Source organism: Agromyces litoreus, assembly GCF_040496015.1.
Classification (GTDB): Bacteria; Actinomycetota; Actinomycetes; order Actinomycetales; family Microbacteriaceae; genus Agromyces; species Agromyces litoreus.
Genome location: NZ_JBEPKA010000009.1, coordinates 97,634 through 116,480 on the forward strand (window position 1 = coordinate 97,634; position 18,847 = coordinate 116,480).

Annotated in this window: 15 protein-coding genes and 1 tRNA gene; 5 read left to right on the forward strand and 11 right to left on the reverse strand. The window is 72.9% G+C overall.

Features of this window, described 5'->3' with window-relative positions; genetic code table 11:
• The first annotated feature begins 27 nt into the window (after positions 1-27).
• Complete coding sequence (locus ABME01_RS08820) at positions 28-2,919, forward strand: helix-turn-helix transcriptional regulator (protein WP_353828020.1); 2,892 nt, start codon at positions 28-30, stop codon at positions 2,917-2,919.
• Between the two features lie 114 nt (positions 2,920-3,033).
• Here the strand turns inward: ABME01_RS08820 and ABME01_RS08825 are convergent, their stop codons facing one another.
• From ABME01_RS08825 to ABME01_RS08835, 3 genes are all read right to left on the reverse strand, one after another.
• Positions 3,034-4,497, reverse strand: a complete 1,464-nt coding sequence (locus ABME01_RS08825) for a flotillin family protein (protein ID WP_436407421.1) — start codon at positions 4,495-4,497, stop codon at positions 3,034-3,036.
• A gap of 76 nt (positions 4,498-4,573) precedes the next feature.
• A complete protein-coding gene (locus tag ABME01_RS08830) occupies positions 4,574-5,050 on the reverse strand; it encodes an NfeD family protein (RefSeq protein WP_353828022.1) in 477 nt (158 codons plus the stop codon).
• 55 nt (positions 5,051-5,105) lie between these two features.
• On the reverse strand, positions 5,106-5,897 hold the full coding sequence (locus ABME01_RS08835; protein WP_353828023.1) for a putative endonuclease domain-containing protein: 792 nt from the start codon (positions 5,895-5,897) through the stop codon (positions 5,106-5,108).
• A gap of 99 nt (positions 5,898-5,996) precedes the next feature.
• Here ABME01_RS08835 and ABME01_RS08840 point away from each other — a divergent pair, with 99 nt between their 5' ends.
• On the forward strand, positions 5,997-7,739 hold the full coding sequence (locus ABME01_RS08840; protein WP_353828024.1) for a bifunctional 3'-5' exonuclease/DNA polymerase: 1,743 nt from the start codon (positions 5,997-5,999) through the stop codon (positions 7,737-7,739).
• On the opposite strand, the gene ABME01_RS08845 is transcribed toward ABME01_RS08840, so the two are convergent.
• On the reverse strand, positions 7,718-8,320 hold the full coding sequence (locus ABME01_RS08845; protein WP_353828025.1) for a PadR family transcriptional regulator: 603 nt from the start codon (positions 8,318-8,320) through the stop codon (positions 7,718-7,720). The two genes, ABME01_RS08840 and ABME01_RS08845, sit on opposite strands and share 22 nt — an antisense overlap.
• Positions 8,321-8,530: 210 nt before the next feature.
• On the opposite strand from ABME01_RS08845, the gene ABME01_RS08850 reads away from it, so the two are divergent.
• On the forward strand, positions 8,531-9,052 hold the full coding sequence (locus ABME01_RS08850; RefSeq protein WP_353828026.1) for a DUF3145 domain-containing protein: 522 nt from the start codon (positions 8,531-8,533) through the stop codon (positions 9,050-9,052).
• 152 nt (positions 9,053-9,204) lie between these two features.
• Here ABME01_RS08850 and ABME01_RS08855 read toward each other — a convergent pair whose 3' ends face one another.
• The 6 genes from ABME01_RS08855 to aceE all read right to left on the reverse strand — a co-directional run bounded on the left by ABME01_RS08855 (position 9,205) and on the right by aceE (position 16,828).
• Positions 9,205-10,440 carry a beta-ketoacyl-[acyl-carrier-protein] synthase family protein gene (locus tag ABME01_RS08855; protein ID WP_353828027.1) on the reverse strand — a complete coding sequence of 412 codons (1,236 nt, stop codon included), beginning with the start codon at positions 10,438-10,440 and terminating at the stop codon, positions 9,205-9,207.
• A gap of 70 nt (positions 10,441-10,510) precedes the next feature.
• On the reverse strand, positions 10,511-10,759 hold the full coding sequence (locus ABME01_RS08860) for an acyl carrier protein (protein WP_353828028.1): 249 nt from the start codon (positions 10,757-10,759) through the stop codon (positions 10,511-10,513).
• 69 nt (positions 10,760-10,828) lie between these two features.
• Positions 10,829-11,833, reverse strand: a complete 1,005-nt coding sequence (locus tag ABME01_RS08865; RefSeq protein ID WP_353828029.1) for a beta-ketoacyl-ACP synthase III — start codon at positions 11,831-11,833, stop codon at positions 10,829-10,831.
• A 28-nt stretch (positions 11,834-11,861) separates the two neighbouring features.
• Positions 11,862-12,782 (reverse strand): ACP S-malonyltransferase, encoded by a 921-nt coding sequence (locus ABME01_RS08870; protein WP_353828030.1) that lies wholly within the window; start codon positions 12,780-12,782, stop codon positions 11,862-11,864.
• Positions 12,783-12,872: 90 nt separating this feature from the next.
• Positions 12,873-14,087 carry a PucR family transcriptional regulator gene (locus tag ABME01_RS08875; RefSeq protein ID WP_353828031.1) on the reverse strand — a complete coding sequence of 405 codons (1,215 nt, stop codon included), beginning with the start codon at positions 14,085-14,087 and terminating at the stop codon, positions 12,873-12,875.
• A gap of 14 nt (positions 14,088-14,101) precedes the next feature.
• The gene (gene aceE / locus ABME01_RS08880; RefSeq protein ID WP_353828032.1) at positions 14,102-16,828 is read right to left on the reverse strand and encodes a pyruvate dehydrogenase (acetyl-transferring), homodimeric type; all 2,727 of its coding nucleotides are present in this window, start codon (positions 16,826-16,828) and stop codon (positions 14,102-14,104) included.
• A gap of 161 nt (positions 16,829-16,989) precedes the next feature.
• On the opposite strand from aceE, the gene ABME01_RS08885 reads away from it, so the two are divergent.
• Positions 16,990-17,433 (forward strand): redoxin domain-containing protein, encoded by a 444-nt coding sequence (locus ABME01_RS08885; RefSeq protein ID WP_353828033.1) that lies wholly within the window; start codon positions 16,990-16,992, stop codon positions 17,431-17,433.
• Between the two features lie 64 nt (positions 17,434-17,497).
• Positions 17,498-17,570, forward strand: a tRNA-Val gene (locus tag ABME01_RS08890).
• Between the two features lie 22 nt (positions 17,571-17,592).
• Here the strand turns inward: ABME01_RS08890 and ABME01_RS08895 are convergent.
• A complete protein-coding gene (locus ABME01_RS08895) occupies positions 17,593-18,810 on the reverse strand; it encodes an aminopeptidase (protein ID WP_353828034.1) in 1,218 nt (405 codons plus the stop codon).
• Between the last annotated feature and the right edge of the window lie 37 nt (positions 18,811-18,847).

Below are 18,847 nucleotides of genomic sequence, written 5' to 3' on the forward strand. Positions count from 1 at the left end.
TCGGCGTGCGGTGCGAGAATGGCACGCGTGAGCGGGGTTCCGACGGGCGCCATGATCGGACGCGACACCGAACTCGGTGCGCTCCGGGAGGCGTTCGCGCGCTCGCGCGACGGCGACCCGTCCGTCGTCGTGGTCGGCGGCGAGGCGGGCATCGGCAAGACGCGCCTGGTCGAGGAGTTCCTCCGAGGCGTCGACGCCGACGCCATGGTGGCCCGCGGGCAGTGCGTCGAGCTCGGCGACGACGGCGCGCCCTTTATCCCCATCCGCGCGGTGATGCGCTCGATCGTCGACCTCGCGGGTGCCGACGCCGTGCGGGCTGCGGCGGGTGCGTCGCTCGACACCCTCGCGCCCCTCCTGCCCGAGGACGTCGCCGGCGGCGCGCCGGAGGCCGACCTGCGGGTCGGCCGCCTGCACGACGAGTTCACCCGGATGGTCGAGCGCGTGTCGGAGATCGAACCGGTGGTCGTGGTCGTCGAGGACGTGCACTGGGCGGATGCGCCGACGATGCAGCTGCTGCGCTACCTGGCGCGGATGCTCCACGACGGCCGCGTGATGCTCGTCATGACCGCGCGGACGGCGGAGTTGCCGCGGCGCCACCGCCTCCGAGAGGACCTCGCCGAACTCGAGCGCCTCCGTTCGGTCTCGGAGCTCGAGCTGCCGAGGCTCTCGCGGGACGAGGTGTCGCGGATGATCGCCACGAACGACGCCGCCTCGGATGCCGAGGAGCTCTTCGAGCGCAGCGGCGGGGTGCCGTTCTTCGTGGAGGAGCTGCTGGGTGCCGGGACCGACAGCGCCCTGCCGCGCCGGCTCAGCGACCTGCTGGCGGCGCGCTACGAACGCGCCTCCGCCGCCACACGGGACGTCCTCCGCCTCATGGCGGTCGGCGGGACCCGCGCCGAGCATGATCTCCTCGAGCAGGTCCACGGCGGAGACCCGGCCGAGCTCGACGCCGCGATGCGCGAGGCGGTCGAGGTGGGGCTGGTCGTCGCGGACGCGTCCGGCTACGCGTTCCGCCACGCGCTGGTCCGCGAGGTCGTCGAGGCGGAGCTGCTGCCCGGCGAGCGCGCGCGCCATCACGCGACCTATGCGCGCGTCCTCGCGGACGGACCGGCCAGGCCGGGCCTCTCCGTGGAGGTGTCCACGCACTGGCTGGCCGCTCGCCGGTTCCCCGAGGCCTTCGACGCGGCGGTCGCGGCGATGCAGGAGGCATCGGCCGCGTATGCGCTCACGACCGCGGCCGCGATGGGCGAGCGATGCCTCGAACTCTGGGATCTCGTCGACCGGCCCGAGCAGCGCGCGGGCGTCGACCGCGCCGACATGGCCGGCCGCACGTCGCTCGCCCACCGTCGCGCCGGCGACATGGAGCGCTCGGTCGCGCTGGCCGACCTCCGCATCTCGCTCGCGGATCCGTCCGACCCCGTCGAGCGGGCGGACCTGATGTTCCAGAAGGCGCTCGGCATGGGCCTGATGGGGATGCCGGGGGCCGCCGACGTCCATCTCGAGGCGCTCGGACTCCTCGTCGACCGCGAGGACCCGCGCGCGCTCGCGGTCAGGGCCCGGGTGCGTTCCGAGCTCGCGGCGCGTCGGATGCTCGCGGGCGACCTGCGCGACGCCGTCGACCAGGGCCTGCTCGCACTCGCGGACGCCCTTGCCGCCGGTGAGGACGGCCTGCAGGCCGCGTCGATCGCCGCGAACATCGCGGCCACGACCATGGCCGACCTGGACGACGCCGGGCCGGAGGACCTGGCGCGTTCGCTCGAGCTTTTCGAGCGGGCTCGCGAGTACGCCGGAGAGGACTGGGACGCCCGCGTCCGGCTCGCGATCAATCGCTCGGACACGCTGATCAAGCTCGGCCGCTACCGCGACGCGCTCGCGGTCGCGCAGGAGGCGCTCGACGAGGCGCGTCGCCGCGGCGAGGAGGGCAACGTCGGCGCGATCCTCGCCACGAATGCGATCGAGCCGCTCATCGCCCTCGGCGAATGGGATCGCGCGCGGACGCTCGTCGACCGCGCGCTGAGGTACGAGACGCCGCTCGTGTTCCGTCTCGGCCTCGAGGACCTCAAGCTCGAGCCGCTGATCTGGTCGGATGCCCTGGATGACGCGCAGGAGTTCGTGGCGCAGATCCGGGAGCGTCACGCGGAGCTCGCTCGCGTGGACCGGCAGATCGAGTTCGGCTGGATCCGCGACCAGGGCGAGCTCCACCTCGCGCTCGGCGAGCCCGAGCTCGCGTGGGAGGTCCTGGAGCCGCTGCTCTGGGACGGGCGCAGCGAGCGCCCCACCGACCGCGTGCGCCTGCTGGCGTTCGCTGCGCGCGCCCACCACGCGATGCGGCGCCGCGGTGCGGAGCCCTCGCGTTCCGCGGACGAGGTGCGGACGGCGATCGCGGTGTTCGCGGACTGGGCGCCCGGCGACGTCTGGCGTGAACTCGGCCTCGCAGAGCTCGAGGACGATCCCTCGGCGCGCATCGCGCGATTCGACCGGGCCGCCGACCTCCTCGCATCCGGGAAGGGCTGGCGACACCTCGCCGGCTACGCCCTCGTGCAGCGCGCCGTCGCCGAGCTCGAGGCCGGTGATCGCGCGGCGGCCGAGCGGAGCCTCGACGCGGCCCACACGGCGGCGGAGGAGATCGGCGCGTACCTCGTGACCCGGATGGCCGACGAGGTCGCGGCTCGAGCGCGTCTGCACGGCGACCGGTCGGGCGGCGGCGACGAGCTCACCGCCCGGGAGCGCCAGGTGCTGGAACTCGTCGCCGAGGGCCACTCGAACCGCCAGATCGGCGAGCGGCTCTTCATCAGCGGCAAGACGGTGTCGGTGCACGTCTCGGCGATCCTGCGCAAGCTCGGCGCCGCGAGCCGCACCGAGGCCGCGGCCATCGCCCGGTCGGGCGGGGCGGCGGCCGCCGGGTCGGATCCGCGCTGACGCGTCGGGTTCCGCGGTCGGCGGGACGGCGCCTCGTCGACGCCGCCGGCGCCGCGGACGTGCATGGGGCGGCGCCGCGATACGGCGCCGCCCCCACGACCGGGTCGGACCGACTCAGTTCGTGCTGCTGCGCTGCGCGGCGTCGCGTCCGGCGATGGAACCGCCCGCGAGCCCCGCGAGGATGGAGCCGACGTCGAGGCCGGTGAGCGACTTCACGACCTCGGTGCCCTCGCCGAGCACCTGGCCGACGGTCTTCGTCATGGCCGACGCCCCGTCGGTCGAGACGACCGTGAGCGAGTCGATGCTGGCGATGGGCTCCGCTGCAGCCCGGACGATCTCGGGCAGGCGCGAGATGATCTCCTGCGCGAGCGCGGCTTCGCCGTACTTCTTCAGCGCCTCGGCCTTCGCATCGGTCGCGGCCGCCTCGGCGACGCCCTCCGCCTGGATGGCGTCGGCGCGCGCCTCGCCCTCGGCCCGGATACCGGCCGCGAGGGCGACCTGTCGGTCGCGCTCGGCCTCGCCGGCGAAGCGGACCGCGGAGGCGGCCGCCTCCGCGTCCTGCACCGCCGCGACCTTGTTGGCCTCGGCGATCTTGGTGCGCTTGAACGCGTCGGCCTCGGTCGCGGCGTTCGCCGCGTCGCGCTGCGCGGTCGCCCGCTGCACCTCCGCGTACGCCTCGGCCTCGGCCGGCTTGCGGATCTCGATGTCGAGCCGCTCCTGCGTGACCAGCGCCTGCTCGGACAGCGCGTCGCGCTCCTGCACGGCCACGAGCTTGTCCTGCTCGGCCTTCGCCAGCTGGCCGGAGGCCTCGGCCTCGGCGTTCGCCTTGTCGGTCTCGGCCTTGATCGCCGCCTGCTTGAGGCTCAGGGCCTTCTGGCGCTCGGCGATCTGCTCGGCCGCCTCGATGCGGGCGAACTCGCTCGCGCGGGCCGCCTCCGCTTCGCTGACCTCGGCGACCTGCCGCGCCCGCGCGGACTCGGCGCGGCCGAGGTTGGCGAGGTAGTCGCTGCCGGGGGTGGAGATGTCGCTGATGTTCAGCAGGTCGACCTGCAGACCCTGCTCGGCCAGGTCGGTCTTGGTCTCGGCGACGACGCTGTCGGAGAGCGACTTCCGGTCGGAGATGATCTGCTCGATCGTCATGTCGCCCACGATCGATCGCAGCGATCCCTCGAGCGACTCGGAGATGATCTCGGTGAGCAGGTGCTGCTGGGAGAGGAATCGCTGGGCCGCGCGGCGCACGCCCTCCTCCGTGCCGCTCACCTTGAAGTTGATCGACGCCTTGATCGCGATCTTGATCCGGTTCCGGTCGACGCCCTCGACCGTGATGCCGATCTGGCGCTGCTCGAGCGAGATCGGGAAGCCCTGCTGCAGGACGGGCCAGACGAACGTGCGGCCGCCGATCACGACGCGCTGGCCGCCCCCGGTCTCGGCCTTCGACCGACCGGCACCCCGGCCGACGATCACGAGCGCCTCGTTGGGCGGCACGCGGCGGATGCGGCCGGCGATGAAGCCGAGCAGGCCGATGAATGCGACGGCGATCGCGGTGATCGCGCCGATCTGGATGACTTCAGGCGCCATCATGGGGTTCCCTTCGGGTCGGGAGGCGGGGGTTCGGGGACCGCGGCGCGCTGGACTCCGCGTCCGCCGCGGATGCTCAGGCCTGCTCGGGCTCGACCTTCACGCGGCTTCCCGCGTGGGCGACGACGCGGATGCGCGCGCCCTCGGCGATCGCCGCATCCGCATACGCCATCCGACGCTCGACCTCGGAGGGGCCGTCGAGGCTCACCTCGCCGCCGGCCGGCGAGATCGAGGCGGTCGCGACGCCGGTGAGGCCGACCGCCGACGCCGGGACCCCGTCGCTGCTGCGGGCGAGCGCGCGCACGACGACCACCGAGACGACGTACGCGACGACGGCGAGGGCGGCTGAGACGACGTAGGCCCAGGCGATCGCGAGCCCGCTCGTCGCCGTGAAGGCACCGGATGCGCCGAACACGGTCAATCCGATCGCCAGGGCGGTGCCCGAGATCGCGCCGTCCCCGATGTCGAGCGCATCGAACACGTCGCCGACGACCAGCGAGATCAGGAGCAGGATGAGGCCGAGGCCTCCGACGATGAGGAAGGGGAGCAGCACTGCAGGGGCCTCTCTGCGCGGGGGGTCGCCGCCCGGGGGCAAGCGGAGACGGTCCTCACCCTATCGGCGCGGCGCCGCCCGGCGCCAGCGGAGTTGCGTCGGCTCCCGGCCCGACGAGGAGGGCGTCCACCGCGGCATCGCCGCGGATCTCGCGCATCATGCGGACCGCCTCGTCGGCGACCGCCGCCGTGATGCTCCGGCAGGGGATGCTGTGGGGACCGAGCGGTTCGAGGCCGCCGCCGCGGATGCGGATGACCTCCCAGCCGACCTCGCGCAGCGCCGCGTCCTTCTCGAGGTCGGAGCCCTCCTTCAGGCCGAGGTGCGCCCGCCCGCCGCGGCCGGGATCGTCGTACTCGATCGCGATCCGGAGCTCGGCCACGAGGATGTCGGGCCAGACCTCCTGGCGACCGTGGAACATGCGTGCGATGCGGACGGCGTTCGCGCGATGGTGCAGTCGGATCCGCTCGCCGATGAGCACGCGCAGCCGCTGCTCGGTCATCGAGGTGCCGACGCGAAGGCCGGGCTTCATGAACGGCATGCCCGCCTCGCGTGCGGCCCCCGGGGAGGCCGCGTTCGCGCGGCACTTCGCGCACCCCGAGCCCGTGAGCACCTCCATCACGCTCGCCCGGTAGCGGTCGTGCCCCCGACGGCACCGCCAGTCGTACTCCGCCCCGATGCGGACCTCCCGGGAGAGCCGCGGCCGCTGCGCCGGCGCGACACGGCCGAGCAGCTCGCCACGCGTGCGCTGCGTCTCGTGCAGCAGCATGCACACCGGGCAGGGGCGCCGCAGGGTCGCCGCCGGCTCCTCCGTCGCCCCGTGGCCGCATCCGAACCTCACCGCGCCCATGGCCCCGCCGTCGCTCGCATGCCCGAATCCTCCCGGGCACCGCCGACACCGGACGGCGCGCGAACGGGGCGTGTCATCCGTGCGCAGCAGAATCGAGACGTGCGGATCGCGATCGCGACGACGGGCGCGGGGCGCGTGGAACTCGTCGACCCCGACGGGGGCCTCCGGCTCGAGGTCGGCACGGCCGGGCTCGCGGAGGAGGTCGCGCGCCTGGAGGCGGAGCACGCGCCGAGATGGGTCTGGCGCGACACCCGCGACTGGGCGCCACGGCTGCTCGCCGGGGGCGTGCGGGTGGCGCGCTGCCACGACCTGCGGCTCGCGGGGGCGATCCTGCAGTCCTCGTCCGCGGTCGCCGGCGCCGGGTCGGTCGTCCGCGCGAGGCCGGATTGGCTGCCGCCGGGGCCCGCCGAGGCCGACGCGGAGCCGATGACGCCGGCCACGTCGTCCATCGGCCGGGGCATCGCCCTCTTCGAGCTCGACGAGTCGGATGCAGCCGACGCGCACCGCCCGCCGGCCGCCGCCGACCTCGCCGCGGAGCACGACCGCCAGCTCGCGTTGGTCGGCGCGGCCGACCGGCCGGCAGCACTGCGCCTGCTGCTGGCCGCCGAGTCCGCCGGGGCGTTGATCGCCGCGGAACTGCACGCCGCCGGCCTGCCGTGGCGGCGATCCGTGCACGAGGCGGTGCTCGAGGCCGAGCTCGGACCGCGCCCGGCGTCGGGCGAGAAGCCAGCGAGGATGTCCGAGCTCGCCGCAGAGGTGCGGTCGGCGCTCGAGGCGCCGGCGCTCCGGATCGACTCGCAGGCCGACCTGCTGCGCGCGCTCCGTGCCGCCGGCATCGGCGTCGACTCCACCGCGAAGTGGGAGCTGCGCGAGCATGTGCGACATCCGGCGATCGCCCCCCTGCTGGCGTACAAGCGGCTGGCCCGGCTCCTGTCCGCGAACGGCTGGGGGTGGCTCGACGAATGGATCGCCGGCGATCGGTTCCGGGCCGACTACGTCGCGGGCGGCACGGCCACCGGCCGCTGGGCGACGGCCGGCGGGGGAGCGCTGCAGCTGCCGAAGTCGGTGCGCGCGGCCGTCGTCGCCGATCCCGGATGGAGCCTGGTCGTCGCGGATGCCGCCCAGCTCGAGCCGCGCATCCTCGCCGCGCTCGCCCGCGACCCGGGCATGGCCGCCGCGGGACGGGGGCGCGACATGTACCGCGCCATCGTCGACGCGGGCGTGGTCACGACGCGCGACGAGGCCAAGGTCGCGCTGCTGGGCGCGATGTACGGCGCGACCACCGGCGACAGCGCACGCCTCGTGCCACGGCTCGCGCGGGCGTATCCCCGGGCGATGGCGCTCGTGGACCGCGCCGCCCGGGACGGCGAGGCCGGCCGGAGGGTCACGACGCTGCTCGGGCGCTCGTCGCCGTCGCCGCCGGTCGGCTGGCACGAGGCGCAGTCCCGCGCATCCCAACCCGACGCCGGCCCCGCCGAGGAACGGCGGGCCCGGTCCGTCGCACGCGACTGGGGACGATTCACGCGCAACTTCGTCGTGCAGGGCACGGCGGCCGAGTGGGCGCTCTGCTGGCTCGCCGGCGTGCGCACCCGACTCGCGGGGCTGCCGCCCGGCGAGAGGCGAGCCTCGCCATCCGGTCCGGCCTTCGAGCACGGGGCGCACCTGGTCTACTTCCTGCACGACGAGCTCATCGTGCATGCGCCGGCCGAACGTGCCGACGACGTCGCGCGCGCGGTCCGCGAGGCGGCGGTCGAGGCCGGCCGACTGCTGTTCGGCGACGCCCCGGTCGAGTTCCCGCTCGACCTCGCCGTCGTCGAGAGCTACGCGTCGCTCGAACCGTGAGGCGCGATCGGCGCGCGCGCGGGTCGTCGGCCGCGGCGCGGTCGCTCGGTGCTCGGTGCGAAGGCTGCGGCGTCGGGGTCGGCCGCCGCCAGCTCGGTGAGCCAGGCCAGGATCGCGCTCGCCCGTGCCGCGTCCGCGGATGCCGCGGTCGCGACGAGCCGGGCGCGCGGGTCGGCCGGGTCGGCACCGGCGGCGCTCGTGGCGGCCGCCGACCGCGCCCGCCACCGCTCCTGCTCCGCTGCGAGCACTGGCGCGGCCTCGACGGATGGCATCGACAGTGCGACGAGCACCCGGTCGACGCTCTCGTGCCACGGGTCGGCCCCGGCAGCATCGGCGCCGTCGAGCCAGGCGCGCGCCGCCGCCCGTCCGGAGCGGGTCAGCCTGTGCAGGGGGAGGCCGTCGTCGGTCGCCCCCGCCGACTCGACGAGACCCTGCCCGGTCAGACGGTCGATCGTGGCGTACGTCTGGCCCACGTTGACGTCGCGCCGACCGCCGGTCCGGGCCGCGAGGTCGCCGTGCAGCTGGAACCCGTACGCGGGACCGTTCAGCAACAGGACCAGCAATGCGTCTCGGACCGCCACGCCGCCTCCTCACGGTCGATGGAATCACTCACCCGGGTACGGAGTGTATCGGCCGATGCGCGCATCGCCGAGGCACTCCCTTGTCAGTCCGGGCGAAGCGCGGCATACTCGACCCAGGCGACTCGCGTCGTCACAACCGAACACAACCGCCGTCCGGCAGGTTCCCGAGGTCGTAGGGGAAGACGCACCTCACGAGGAACGGAGCAGGAGATGGCGGAACAGGTCACGCGGGCTTCGCGCGCCGCGCGAGGCATGCTGTTCGTGCACTCGTCGCCGCGGGCGATCGGTCCGCATGTCGAGTGGGCCGTCGGTCGCGCCCTCGGCAGCCCTGTCAACTTCGAGTGGTCGGAACAGCCCGTGCTGCCCGGCAGCGTCCGGACCGAGTTCTCGTGGGTCGGAGAGCCGGGGACCGGGGCCCGGATCGCCTCGGCGCTTCGCGGGTGGGACCGGCTGCGGTTCGAGGTGAGCGAGGATCCGGGGATCGGCACCGACGGCGCACGCTGGATGCACACGCCCGAGCTCGGCGTGTTCTACGCGCAGACCGACAGCGCCGGCAACGTGGTGATCCCCGAGGATCGCGTGCGCTACGCGATGGAGGTGGCCGCCTTCGATGCGGACGAGCTGCACCGCGAGCTCCGGCTCGCGCTCGGGCAGGCATGGGACGACGAGCTCGAGCCCTTCCGTCACGCCAGCGACTTCGCGCCGGTGATCTGGTTGCACCGCGTGGGATGAGCCCCACCGCCGGTGGCGTGACGCGTCGGCCGGTGGACCCAGGTCCCGGCGGCGCACGAGCGAAACCGAGAGCGGTGGAATGCAGCGGGCCCCGAACGCCGGATGGCGTCGGGGCCCGAGGCACGCGCCGGAGGTGGCGCGTGACGTGCGGATCAGACGGCGCGGAAGGCCGCGACGGCGTTGTGCCCGCCGAAGCCGAACGAGTTGCTGATCGCGATGAGGTCACCGTCGTCGAGGGATCGCGGCGACGTGACGACGTCGAGCGGGATCTCGGGATCCTGCTGCTCGACGTTGATCGTCGGCGGAACGACGCGCTCGTGCAGCGCGAGGACGGTGAAGATCGCCTCGATGCCGCCGGCGCCGCCGAGCAGGTGCCCGGTGGAGGCCTTCGTCGCGGTCACGGCGATGTCGTCCAGGGCGTCGCCGAAGACGCGTCGGAGCGCGTTGTACTCCGCGATGTCGCCGACCGGCGTGCTGGTCGCGTGCGCGTTGACGTGCCGGACGTCGGTGAGGCTCGCGCCGGCGCCCTCGATCGCGGCCTTCATCGCACGTGCGGCGGCCGACCCCTCGGGGTCGGGAGCGGTGATGTGGTACGCGTCGCTGGTGATCGCACCGCCGAGGAGCTCGGCGTAGATGCGCGCGCCGCGCGCCTTCGCGTGCTCCTCGGTCTCGAGCACGAGCGCCGCCGCGCCCTCGCCCATGACGAAGCCGTCGCGGCCCACGTCGTAGGGGCGGGAGGCCACCGCGGGGTCGTCGTTGCGCCGCGACAGGGCCTGCATCGACGCGAACGACGCGATCGTGATCGGGTGGATCGCCGCCTCGGACCCGCCCGCGATCACCACGTCGGCTTCGCCGTCCTGCAGCTGCTTCCATGCGTTCACGAGCGATTCCGTGCTCGAGGCGCACGCGGACACCACGGTGCGGATGCCCGCCCGCGCGTGCAGGTCCATGCCGACCGCGGCGCCCGGGCCGTTCGGCATGAGCATCGGCACGGTCATCGGCAGGACGCGGCGGGGGCCGCGCTCGCGCAGCGTGTCCCACGCGTCCAGGAGCGTCCAGACGCCGCCGATCCCCGTCGCCCAGTCGATGGCGAGTCGTTCGGGGGCGACCTCGGGCGCCCCGGCATCCGCCCAGGCCTCGCGGCCGGCGATGAGGGCGAACTGGCTCGACGGGTCGAGGCGCTTGAGCTCGTGGCGCGCGAGCACCTCGGCCGCGGGCACCTTGGCGGTCGCGGCGAAGGTCACCGGCAGGTCATAGGCCTCGACCCAGTCCTGCTCGAGGCTGCGCGCGCCGGATTCGCCGGCGAGCAGCGCCGTCCAACTGTCACGGGCGGTGCCGCCGATGGGCGTGGTGGCACCGATGCCCGTGATCACGATCTTCTTGGTCATACGAAATCACTCCGTTGGGCAGTGGGGACGACGCGGACGGGCCGGCCGGAGCCGGCCCGTCCGGACGTCACTAGGCCTGCGCGTTGACGATGAAGTCGACGGCGTCACCGACGGTCTTGAGGTTCTTGACCTCTTCGTCGGGGATCTTCACGTCGAACTTCTCCTCGGCGTTGACGACGATCGTCATCATCGAGATCGAGTCGATGTCGAGGTCGTCGGTGAACGACTTGTTCTCCTCGACGGTGTCGGTCGCGATGCCGGTCTCGTCGTTGATGAGCTCAGCCAGGCCGGCAAGCACTTCGTCGCGGGTCGCTGCCATGTTCTTCTTCTCCTTGCAGGGGTGTCTCGTATGACCGAGACACAGTCTAGATGGACGGGGGTCGGCGGCTCAGGGCAGAACCACCACTTGGGCGCCGAACACGAGTCCGGCGCCGAAGCCGATCTGGAGGGCGAGCCCTCCTGAGAGCTCGGGATGCTCCTCGAGCAGTCGGTGCATCGCGAGCGGGATGGAGGCGGCCGACGTGTTGCCGGTCGTCGCGATGTCGCGCCCCACCGCGACCGAGTCCGGCAGCTTCAGCTGCTTCGCGAACTCGTCGATGATGCGCATGTTGGCCTGGTGCGGCAGGAAGGCCGCGAGGTCGTCGGCAGTGACGCCGGCGGCGTCGAGCGCCTGCTGCGCGACCTTCGCCATCTCCCAGACCGCCCAGCGGAACACCGTCTGCCCCTCCTGGCGCAGCGTCGGCCACTCCGCCACGCCGTCGCGGTACTCCACGAGCGTGTGGTTCATCGAGACGGCGTCGGCCTTGGAGCCGTCGGATCCCCAGATCGTCGGTGCGATGGCGGGCGTGTCGCTCGGACCGACCACCACGGCGCCGGCGCCGTCGCCCAGCAGGAACGAGATGGTCCGGTCGGTCGGGTCGACGACGTCGGAGAGCTTCTCCGCGCCGATGACCAGGGCGTAGCGCGCCGCACCCGCACGGATGAGCGCGTCGGCCTGCGCGACGGCGTAGGCGTAGCCCGCGCACGCGGCGTTCATGTCGTAGGCGGCGGCGGGGTTCGAGCCCACGCGGTCGGCGACGACGGCGGCGATCGACGGGGTCTGGCGCACGTTCGAGATGGTCGCGACGATCACGAGGTCGATCTGGTCGGCCGGAACGCCCGAACGCTCGATGGCCTCGCGCGCGGCATCCGTCGCGAGGTCGACGGCGAGCACGTCGGCGCCCGCCCTGGTGCGAGTGATGATGCCGGTGCGCTGGCGGATCCACTCGTCGGAGGAGTCGATGGGACCGACGAGGTCGTCGTTGGGCACGGCGTGCTCGCCGCGAGCTGCGCCGACCGACAGCAGGCGGGTGAAGGCGGGACCGGTCGACTGGCTGAGCGTGGGGTGCGTCATGCTTCTCTCGTGTCGGTGGGTGGCGGGGCTACGCGGCCTGCTCGAGGAGCTCGATGGCCGCCGGGAGGTCGTCGGGCGTCTTGACGGCGACCGTCGGCACGCCCTTGAGCGCGCGCTTGGCGAGGCCGACGAGCGCGCCCGCCGGCGCGAGCTCGATGATGCCGGTCACGCCGCCGTCGGCGAACGACCCCATGCAGCGGTCCCAACGGACGGGGGAGGCGACCTGGCCGACCAGCAGGTCGACGAAGGCGCTGCCCGACGTGACCGCGGAACCGTCGCGGTTGGTCCACAGGCGCAGCGACGGGTCGCCCGGGGCGAGGCCGGCGGCGACCTCGGCCAGCCGCTCGCGCGCGGGCTGCATGTAGCGGGTGTGGAAGGCGCCCGCGACCTGGAGGGGGATCACACGCGCGCCCGCGGGGGGCTCGGCCTTCAGCTGCTCGAGCGCGTCGGTCGCTCCGGCGACCACGACCTGCCCGCCGCCGTTGAAGTTCGCCGGCTCGAGGCCGAGCGCGTCGAGCCGTGCCAGCAGTTCCGACTCGTCGGCGCCGATCACGGCGCTCATCCCGGTCGGTTCGAGTGCGGCCGCCGCGGCCATGGCCCGGCCGCGCTCTCCGACGAAGCGCATCGCGTCGGCGTCGTCCAGCACTCCGGTGGCCGCGGCCGCGGTGATCTCGCCGACCGAGTGACCCGCCACGCCGCCGACCCGGTCGCGGCGGCCGTCCGAGGTGAGGGCGTCGAAGGCCAGGATTCCGGCCGCGACGATGAGCGGCTGGGCGACCTTGGTGTCGCGGATGGTCTCGGCGTCGCTCTCGGTGCCGTGCAGCGCGAGGTCGACCTGGGCCGCCTCGGAGAGCCCGCCCAACCGCTCCGCGAAGGAGGACTCGGCGAGCCAGGGCGCGAGGAAGCCGGGGGTCTGGGAGCCCTGTCCAGGGCAGACGACGACGATCACCGTTTCAGTCTGCCAATCCGCCGAGGGTCGTGTGTGTGTACTCGCCACAAGGTATGCGCTGGAGCCTTGTCGCGTCGGTACAGACGCGGCTCAGGACGAGGGCCGTCGTCGCGGGACGGACTCGTGGTCGCTCATCGACCCGATGATGAGGGCCGACTGGAGGATGAGCGCCTCCCGGGCGCCGGTCGCATCCCAGCCGATGACGTCGGAGACGCGCTTCAGGCGGTAGCGCACGGTGTTCGGGTGCACGAAGAGCTCGCGCGCCGTCGCCTCGAGCGAGCGGCCGTTGTCGAGGTAGCTCCAGAGCGTGGTGAGCAGCTCGGTGGAGTGCGCCTGCAGCGGCCGGTAGATCCGGTGCACCAGCGTGGCGCGGGCGAGCGGGTCGCCGGCGAGCGCCCGCTCGGGGAGCAGGTCGTCGGCATGCACGGGACGCGGGGCGTGGCGCCACGAGCGGGCCACCGCGAAGCCGGCGAGCGCGGCCTTCGCGCTCTTCGAGGCGTCCACGAGGTTCGGCACCTCGTGCCCGAGGACGAGGTGGCCCGGGCCGAAGTGGGGCTCGAGCTGCGCGGCGATCTCGAGGAAGGTCAGCGCGGATGCGGTGCCCACGGTCTCCTCGGACTCGGCGCTCCGCGGCTCGGCCCGACCGATCACCACCACGAGCCGGTTGCCCTGCACGCCCACGAGGACGTCGGCCTGCATGTGCCGTGCGGCGCGGCGCACCTGGTCGACGTCGAACAGCTTCGGCGCGGTTCCGACGAGCACGGCGACCTCGCCGTGCCCGTGCCATCCGAGTGCGGCGATCCGGCTCGGCAGCTCGTCGTCGTACTCTCCGGAGAGGATCGAGTCGACCACCAGCGCCTCGAGGCGCGCGTCCCAGAGTCCGCGCGCCTCGGCGGCGCGAGCGTACACATCGGCCGCCGCGAACGCGATCTCACGCGAGTACAGGAGGATCGCCTCGCGCAGCGGCTCACCGCCGTCCTTGACGCGCTCCTCGACGACCTCGACCGTGACCCGGATCAACTGCAGCGTCTGCTGCAGGCTGACCGAGCGCAGGAGCTCGCGCGGCGCCGCCCCGAAGACGTCGGCCGCGATCCACGGGGTCGACCTCGGGTCGTCGAACCAGGCGATGAAGGACGTGATGCCCGCCTGGGCGACGAGCCCGACCGCCGAGCGGCGGCTCGGCGGCATGTCCCCGTACCAGGGCAGGGTGTCCTCCAGGCGCTTCAGCGTCTGGGTCGAGAGCTCGCCCGCGATGGTCCGCAACCACGCGAGCGTCTCCGCCTTGGTCCTGGGCTTCGCTGCCACCGTCTGGATGCCTGCTAGCTCTCGCCGCCGGCGTTGCCGGTCGTCCCCGCGTTCACGTCGTGCAGCCGGTATCGCTCGATCGCCTGGCCGACGACCGAGCGGTCGACCTCGCCGCGCTCGGCGAGCACCTGGAGGGTCCGCACGACCACCGACGGCCCGTCGATCTTGAAGAACCGGCGTGCGGCCGGGCGCGTGTCCGAGAAGCCGAAGCCGTCGGCGCCGAGCGTCGCGTACTCGCCCGGGACGTACGGGCGGATCTGCTCCTGCACGGCGTGCATGTAGTCGCTGACCGCCACGAACGGGCCCTGCGCGTCCGCGAGCTTCTGCGAGAGGTAGGGCACCTGTCGCTCGGCGTCCGGGTTCAGGAAGTTGTGCTCGTCGGCGGCCATGCCGTCGCGGGCGAGCTCGTTCCAGCTCGTCACCGACCAGACGTCGGCCGACACGCCCCAGTCCTGCGCGAGGAGCTGCTGCGCCTCGAGGATCCAGGGCAGCGCCACGCCCGAGGCGAGCAGCTGCGCACGCGGACCCTCGCCCGAACCGGTCGCGACCCGGTGGATGCCGCGCACGATGCCCTCGACGTCGACTCCCTCCGGCTCGGCGGGCTGCACGAGCGGCTCGTTGTACACGGTGAGGTAGTACATGACGTTCGGGTCGGGGTGCGAACCGCCGTACATGCGGTCCAGGCCCGCACGCACGATGTGCCCGATCTCGTACCCGTAGGCGGGGTCGTACGAGACCACGGCCGGGTTCGTCGCCGCGAGCAGCGGCGAGTGCCCGTCGGCGTGCTGCAGGCCCTCACCGGTCAGGGTCGTGCGCCCGGCGGTCGCGCCGATCATGAAGCCGCGCGCCATCTGGTCGCCCGCGGCCCAGATCGCGTCGCCCGTGCGCTGGAAGCCGAACATCGAGTAGAAGACGTAGATCGGGATCAGCGGCTCGCCCTGCGTCGAGTACGAGGTGCCGATCGCGGTGAACGCGGCGAGCGCGCCCGCCTCGTTGATGCCCACGTGCACGATCTGGCCCTGGGGGCTCTCCTTGTAGGCCAGGAGCAGCTCGCGGTCCACCGAGGTGTAGTGCTGGCCCATCGGATTGTAGATCTTCGCGTTCGGGAAGAACGCGTCCATGCCGAAGGTGCGGGCCTCGTCGGGGATGATCGGGACGATGCGGTTGCCGAAGTCCTTGGACCGCATGAGGTCCTTCAGGAGCCGGACGAACGCCATGGTCGTCGCGACCTCCTGGTGGCCCGAGCCCTTCTTCGCGATCGCGTAGGCCGAGTCGTCCGGGATGGAGATCGCGGTGTGGCCGGTGCGGCGCTCGGGCAGGTAGCCGCCGAGCGCGCGGCGCTTGTCGTGCAGGTACCGGATCGCCTCGTCGTCCTCGCCCGGGTGGTAGTACGGCGGGAGGTAGGGGTTCTCCTCGAGCTGCGCGTCGGAGATCGGGATGCGCATGGTGTCCCTGAAGGTCTTCAGGTTGTCCAGCGTCATCTTCTTCATCTGGTGGGTCGCGTTGCGTCCCTCGAACGCCGGTCCGAGGCCGTAGCCCTTGATCGTCTTGGCGAGGATGACGGTCGGCTGGCCCTTGTGCTCGGTGGCCGCCTTGAACGCCGCGTACACCTTGCGGTAGTCGTGGCCGCCTCGCTTGAGGTTCCAGATCTGCTCGTCGGAGAGGTCCTTCACGAGCTCGAGCGCCCGCGGGTCGCGTCCGAAGAAGTTCTCGCGCACGTAGGCGCCCGACTCCGCCTTGTAGGTCTGGTAGTCGCCGTCCGGGGTGACGTTCATCAGGTTGCGCAGCGCGCCGTCCTGGTCGCGCGCGAGCAGGTCGTCCCACTCGCGGCCCCAGACCACCTTGATGACGTTCCAGCCCGCCCCGCGGAAGTAGCTCTCGAGCTCCTGGATGATCTTGCCGTTGCCGCGCACGGGGCCGTCGAGTCGCTGCAGGTTGCAGTTGATGACGAAGGTCAGGTTGTCCAGGCCCTCGTTCGCGGCGACCTGGAGCTGGCCGCGGCTCTCGACCTCGTCCATCTCGCCGTCGCCGAGGAACGCCCAGACGTGCTGGTCGGAGGCGTCCTTGATGCCGCGGTTGGTGAGGTACTTGTTGGCCTGCGCCTGGTAGATCGCGTTGATCGGGCCCAGCCCCATCGACACGGTCGGGAACTGCCAGAACTCCGGCATCAGGCGCGGATGCGGATAGGACGAGATGCCGTTCGGCGCGTGCGACTTCTCTTGGCGGAAGCCGTCGAGCTGGTCGGTCGTCATCCGGCCCTCGAGGAACGCGCGTGCGTAGGTGCCGGGGGAGGCGTGGCCCTGGATGAAGATCTGGTCGCCGCCGCCCGGGTGGTCCTGGCCGCGGAAGAAGTGGTTGAAGCCGACCTCGTACAGTGCCGCGGAGGACGCGTAGGTCGAGATGTGCCCGCCGACCGCGATGCCGGGGCGCTGGGCGCGGTGCACGAGCATCGCGGCGTTCCAGCGGATCCAGGCGCGGTACCGGCGCTCGATCTCCTCGTCGCCGGGGAACTCCGGCTCGTTCTCGGGGGCGATCGTGTTCAGGTAGTCCGTGGTCGGCACCATCGGCACGCCGAGGTGCAGCTCCTTGGAGCGCTTGAGCAGGCTGAGCATGATCTCGCGCCCGCGCTGGTGGCCCTTCTCGGCGACGAGCGCGTCGAGGGACTCGGCCCACTCGGTGGTCTCCTCCGGATCGGAGTCCATCGCCTCGACCGAGTACGGGTCCTGGTCGTTGACAGTCACACTCGACCTCTCTCTTCAGCAGATCGTGCCCGGAAATCGTGCGTGCGCACGACGAAGACCGGGTCACGGTCCGGGGGGCACCACGCCATCCTAGTGATTCTATGCCGGTGCACGACCCGGCTAGGCTGGCGCGCGTCCAGACCGCACCCCGTGGAGGCCCCGTGATCCTCGCGCCCGGCGCCCGCGCACCGGAGTTCGCGCTGCCGGATCAGTTCGGCGTGACGCGACGCCTCGAGGGCCGCGGCCTCGTGCTCGCCTTCGTGCCGTTCGCGTTCTCCCGCGTCTGCACGGGGGAGCTGCACGAGCTGGATGCCGCGCTGCCGATGTTCGAGCGCGCCGAGGTCGACCTGCTCGTCGCGTCCGTGGATGCGAAGTACGCCCTCCGTGCCTGGGCCGAGGGCGTCAGGCTCGCGCTGGTGTCGGACTTCTGGCCGCACGGCGCGGTCGCCCGCGCGTACGGCGCCTTCGACGAGGACGCGGGATTCGCGCGACGCGCCTCCTTCGCGATCGACGAGACTGGCGTCATCCGTGCGTCCTTCGCCGCACCCGCCGGCGAGTCGCGGCCGATCTCGGCGTATCGCGAGGCCCTGGCGACGCTCACCTGACCCGTGGTTCGACCGGTGGGGCGGTCCGTCGCCGCTACCATCGAAGTGCCGCCGAACGCGGCGAGGGCCTTTAGCTCAGTTGGTAGAGCGCCACGCTTACACCGTGGATGTCGTCGGTTCGAGCCCGGCAGGGCCCACCGTGAACGCGCCGGCCCCGGGTCAGGCGGGCAGGACCCACTCGTCGTCCGTGATGATCGGGATCACCCGGCCGTCACCGGCCACCCCGGCGATCGAGACATCGGGACCGCCGACCACGACATCGGTGTGCACGGCGGAGACGCGGTTCACCCCGACCGACGAGTCGCCGTCGGGCACGACCATCGGGAAGCCCTGGCCCCAGGCGATGTGCGACCCCGCGTTCTCGTCGTAGAGCATGTCGTGGAAGAGCACCCCGGCGCGACGCACCCGGGACGCTCCGTCGACGAGCGCCACCTCGCCGAGCCGGCGCGCGTTCGGGTCGGAGTCGAGCTGCGCGACGACCGCGTCCAGCCCGCGCTCGGCGGTCGCGTCGACGATCCGACCACGTTCGAACGTCAGCGTGAGGCCCTCGACGAGCACCCCGCTCGGCAGCAGGAGGAACGGTCGGGTCGTCGCGACCGTGCCCTCGGCGCGCGCCGGATCCGGCGAGGTGAAGACTTCCTCGGTGGGGACGTTCGGGCTGAACTCCACGCCGGCCGCGGTGTGCATGGTCGCGGCCAGCCAGCGCCACTCCGGAACGAGGCCGATCTCCAGGTCCGTGTCCGGGCCCGCATAGCGCACGGCCGTCAGCTCGAGCGCCTCCACCGCAGCCGCGCGACGACGGAGCCGTTCGGTGTGCGCCAGCCAGTCGGCGACCGGGTCGTCCGAGTCGAGGCCGACCGCGATGCCGACCGCCTGCCAGAGCCGGTCGACGTCGGGCTCGCCGTAGACGGCCCGAGCCCAACCCGCGTTCGGCGCGGCGACGATGCTCCACTGGAGTCCGCCCGCCATGAGCGCGGCGCGCTCGCGCGCCGCGAGCTCGACCGGGCTCGCGGCGACCACCGCGGCGGCATCGACGTCGTCCATCAGGTGCGGCTCGGGATTCCCGGTGATGCGGAGGTACGCCAGGCCGGGCTCCTCGAGCCGTTCGGTCGCAGCGCGATCGCGGGCCGTCCCGGCCGCGAGGGCCGGACCCGCGCCGTGCACGATGCCCGATCGGCGCACGTGATCGTCCTGGTACTCGACGTCCACCAGCTGCGCGCCCGCCTCGTAGGCGGCCTCGGCGATCGCACGCACGAGGCCGGCATGCTCGACGAGCGCCCGGACCACGAGCGTCTGGCCGGGCTGGAGGTTGAGCCCGCCGCGGACCACGACGTCCGAGTAGCGGGTGATGAGCTCGGACGTCGCGAGGTCGGTCATGCCGCGGATGCTAATGAGGCCCGACACGGGCGGCAAC

Bases quoted from the DNA above. Each gene is read 5' to 3' on its own strand.
- ABME01_RS08850 (WP_353828026.1), top strand. From the start codon at position 8,531: ATGGCGGAACAGGTCACGCGGGCTTCGCGCGCCGCGCGAGGCATGCTG.
- ABME01_RS08835 (WP_353828023.1), bottom strand. From the start codon at position 5,897: ATGGGCGCGGTGAGGTTCGGATGCGGCCACGGGGCGACGGAGGAGCCG.
- ABME01_RS08860 (WP_353828028.1), bottom strand. From the start codon at position 10,759: ATGGCAGCGACCCGCGACGAAGTGCTTGCCGGCCTGGCTGAGCTCATC.
- ABME01_RS08895 (WP_353828034.1), bottom strand. From the start codon at position 18,810: ATGACCGACCTCGCGACGTCCGAGCTCATCACCCGCTACTCGGACGTC.
- ABME01_RS08825 (WP_436407421.1), bottom strand. From the start codon at position 4,497: ATGGCGCCTGAAGTCATCCAGATCGGCGCGATCACCGCGATCGCCGTC.
- ABME01_RS08865 (WP_353828029.1), bottom strand. From the start codon at position 11,833: ATGACGCACCCCACGCTCAGCCAGTCGACCGGTCCCGCCTTCACCCGC.
- ABME01_RS08855 (WP_353828027.1), bottom strand. From the start codon at position 10,440: ATGACCAAGAAGATCGTGATCACGGGCATCGGTGCCACCACGCCCATC.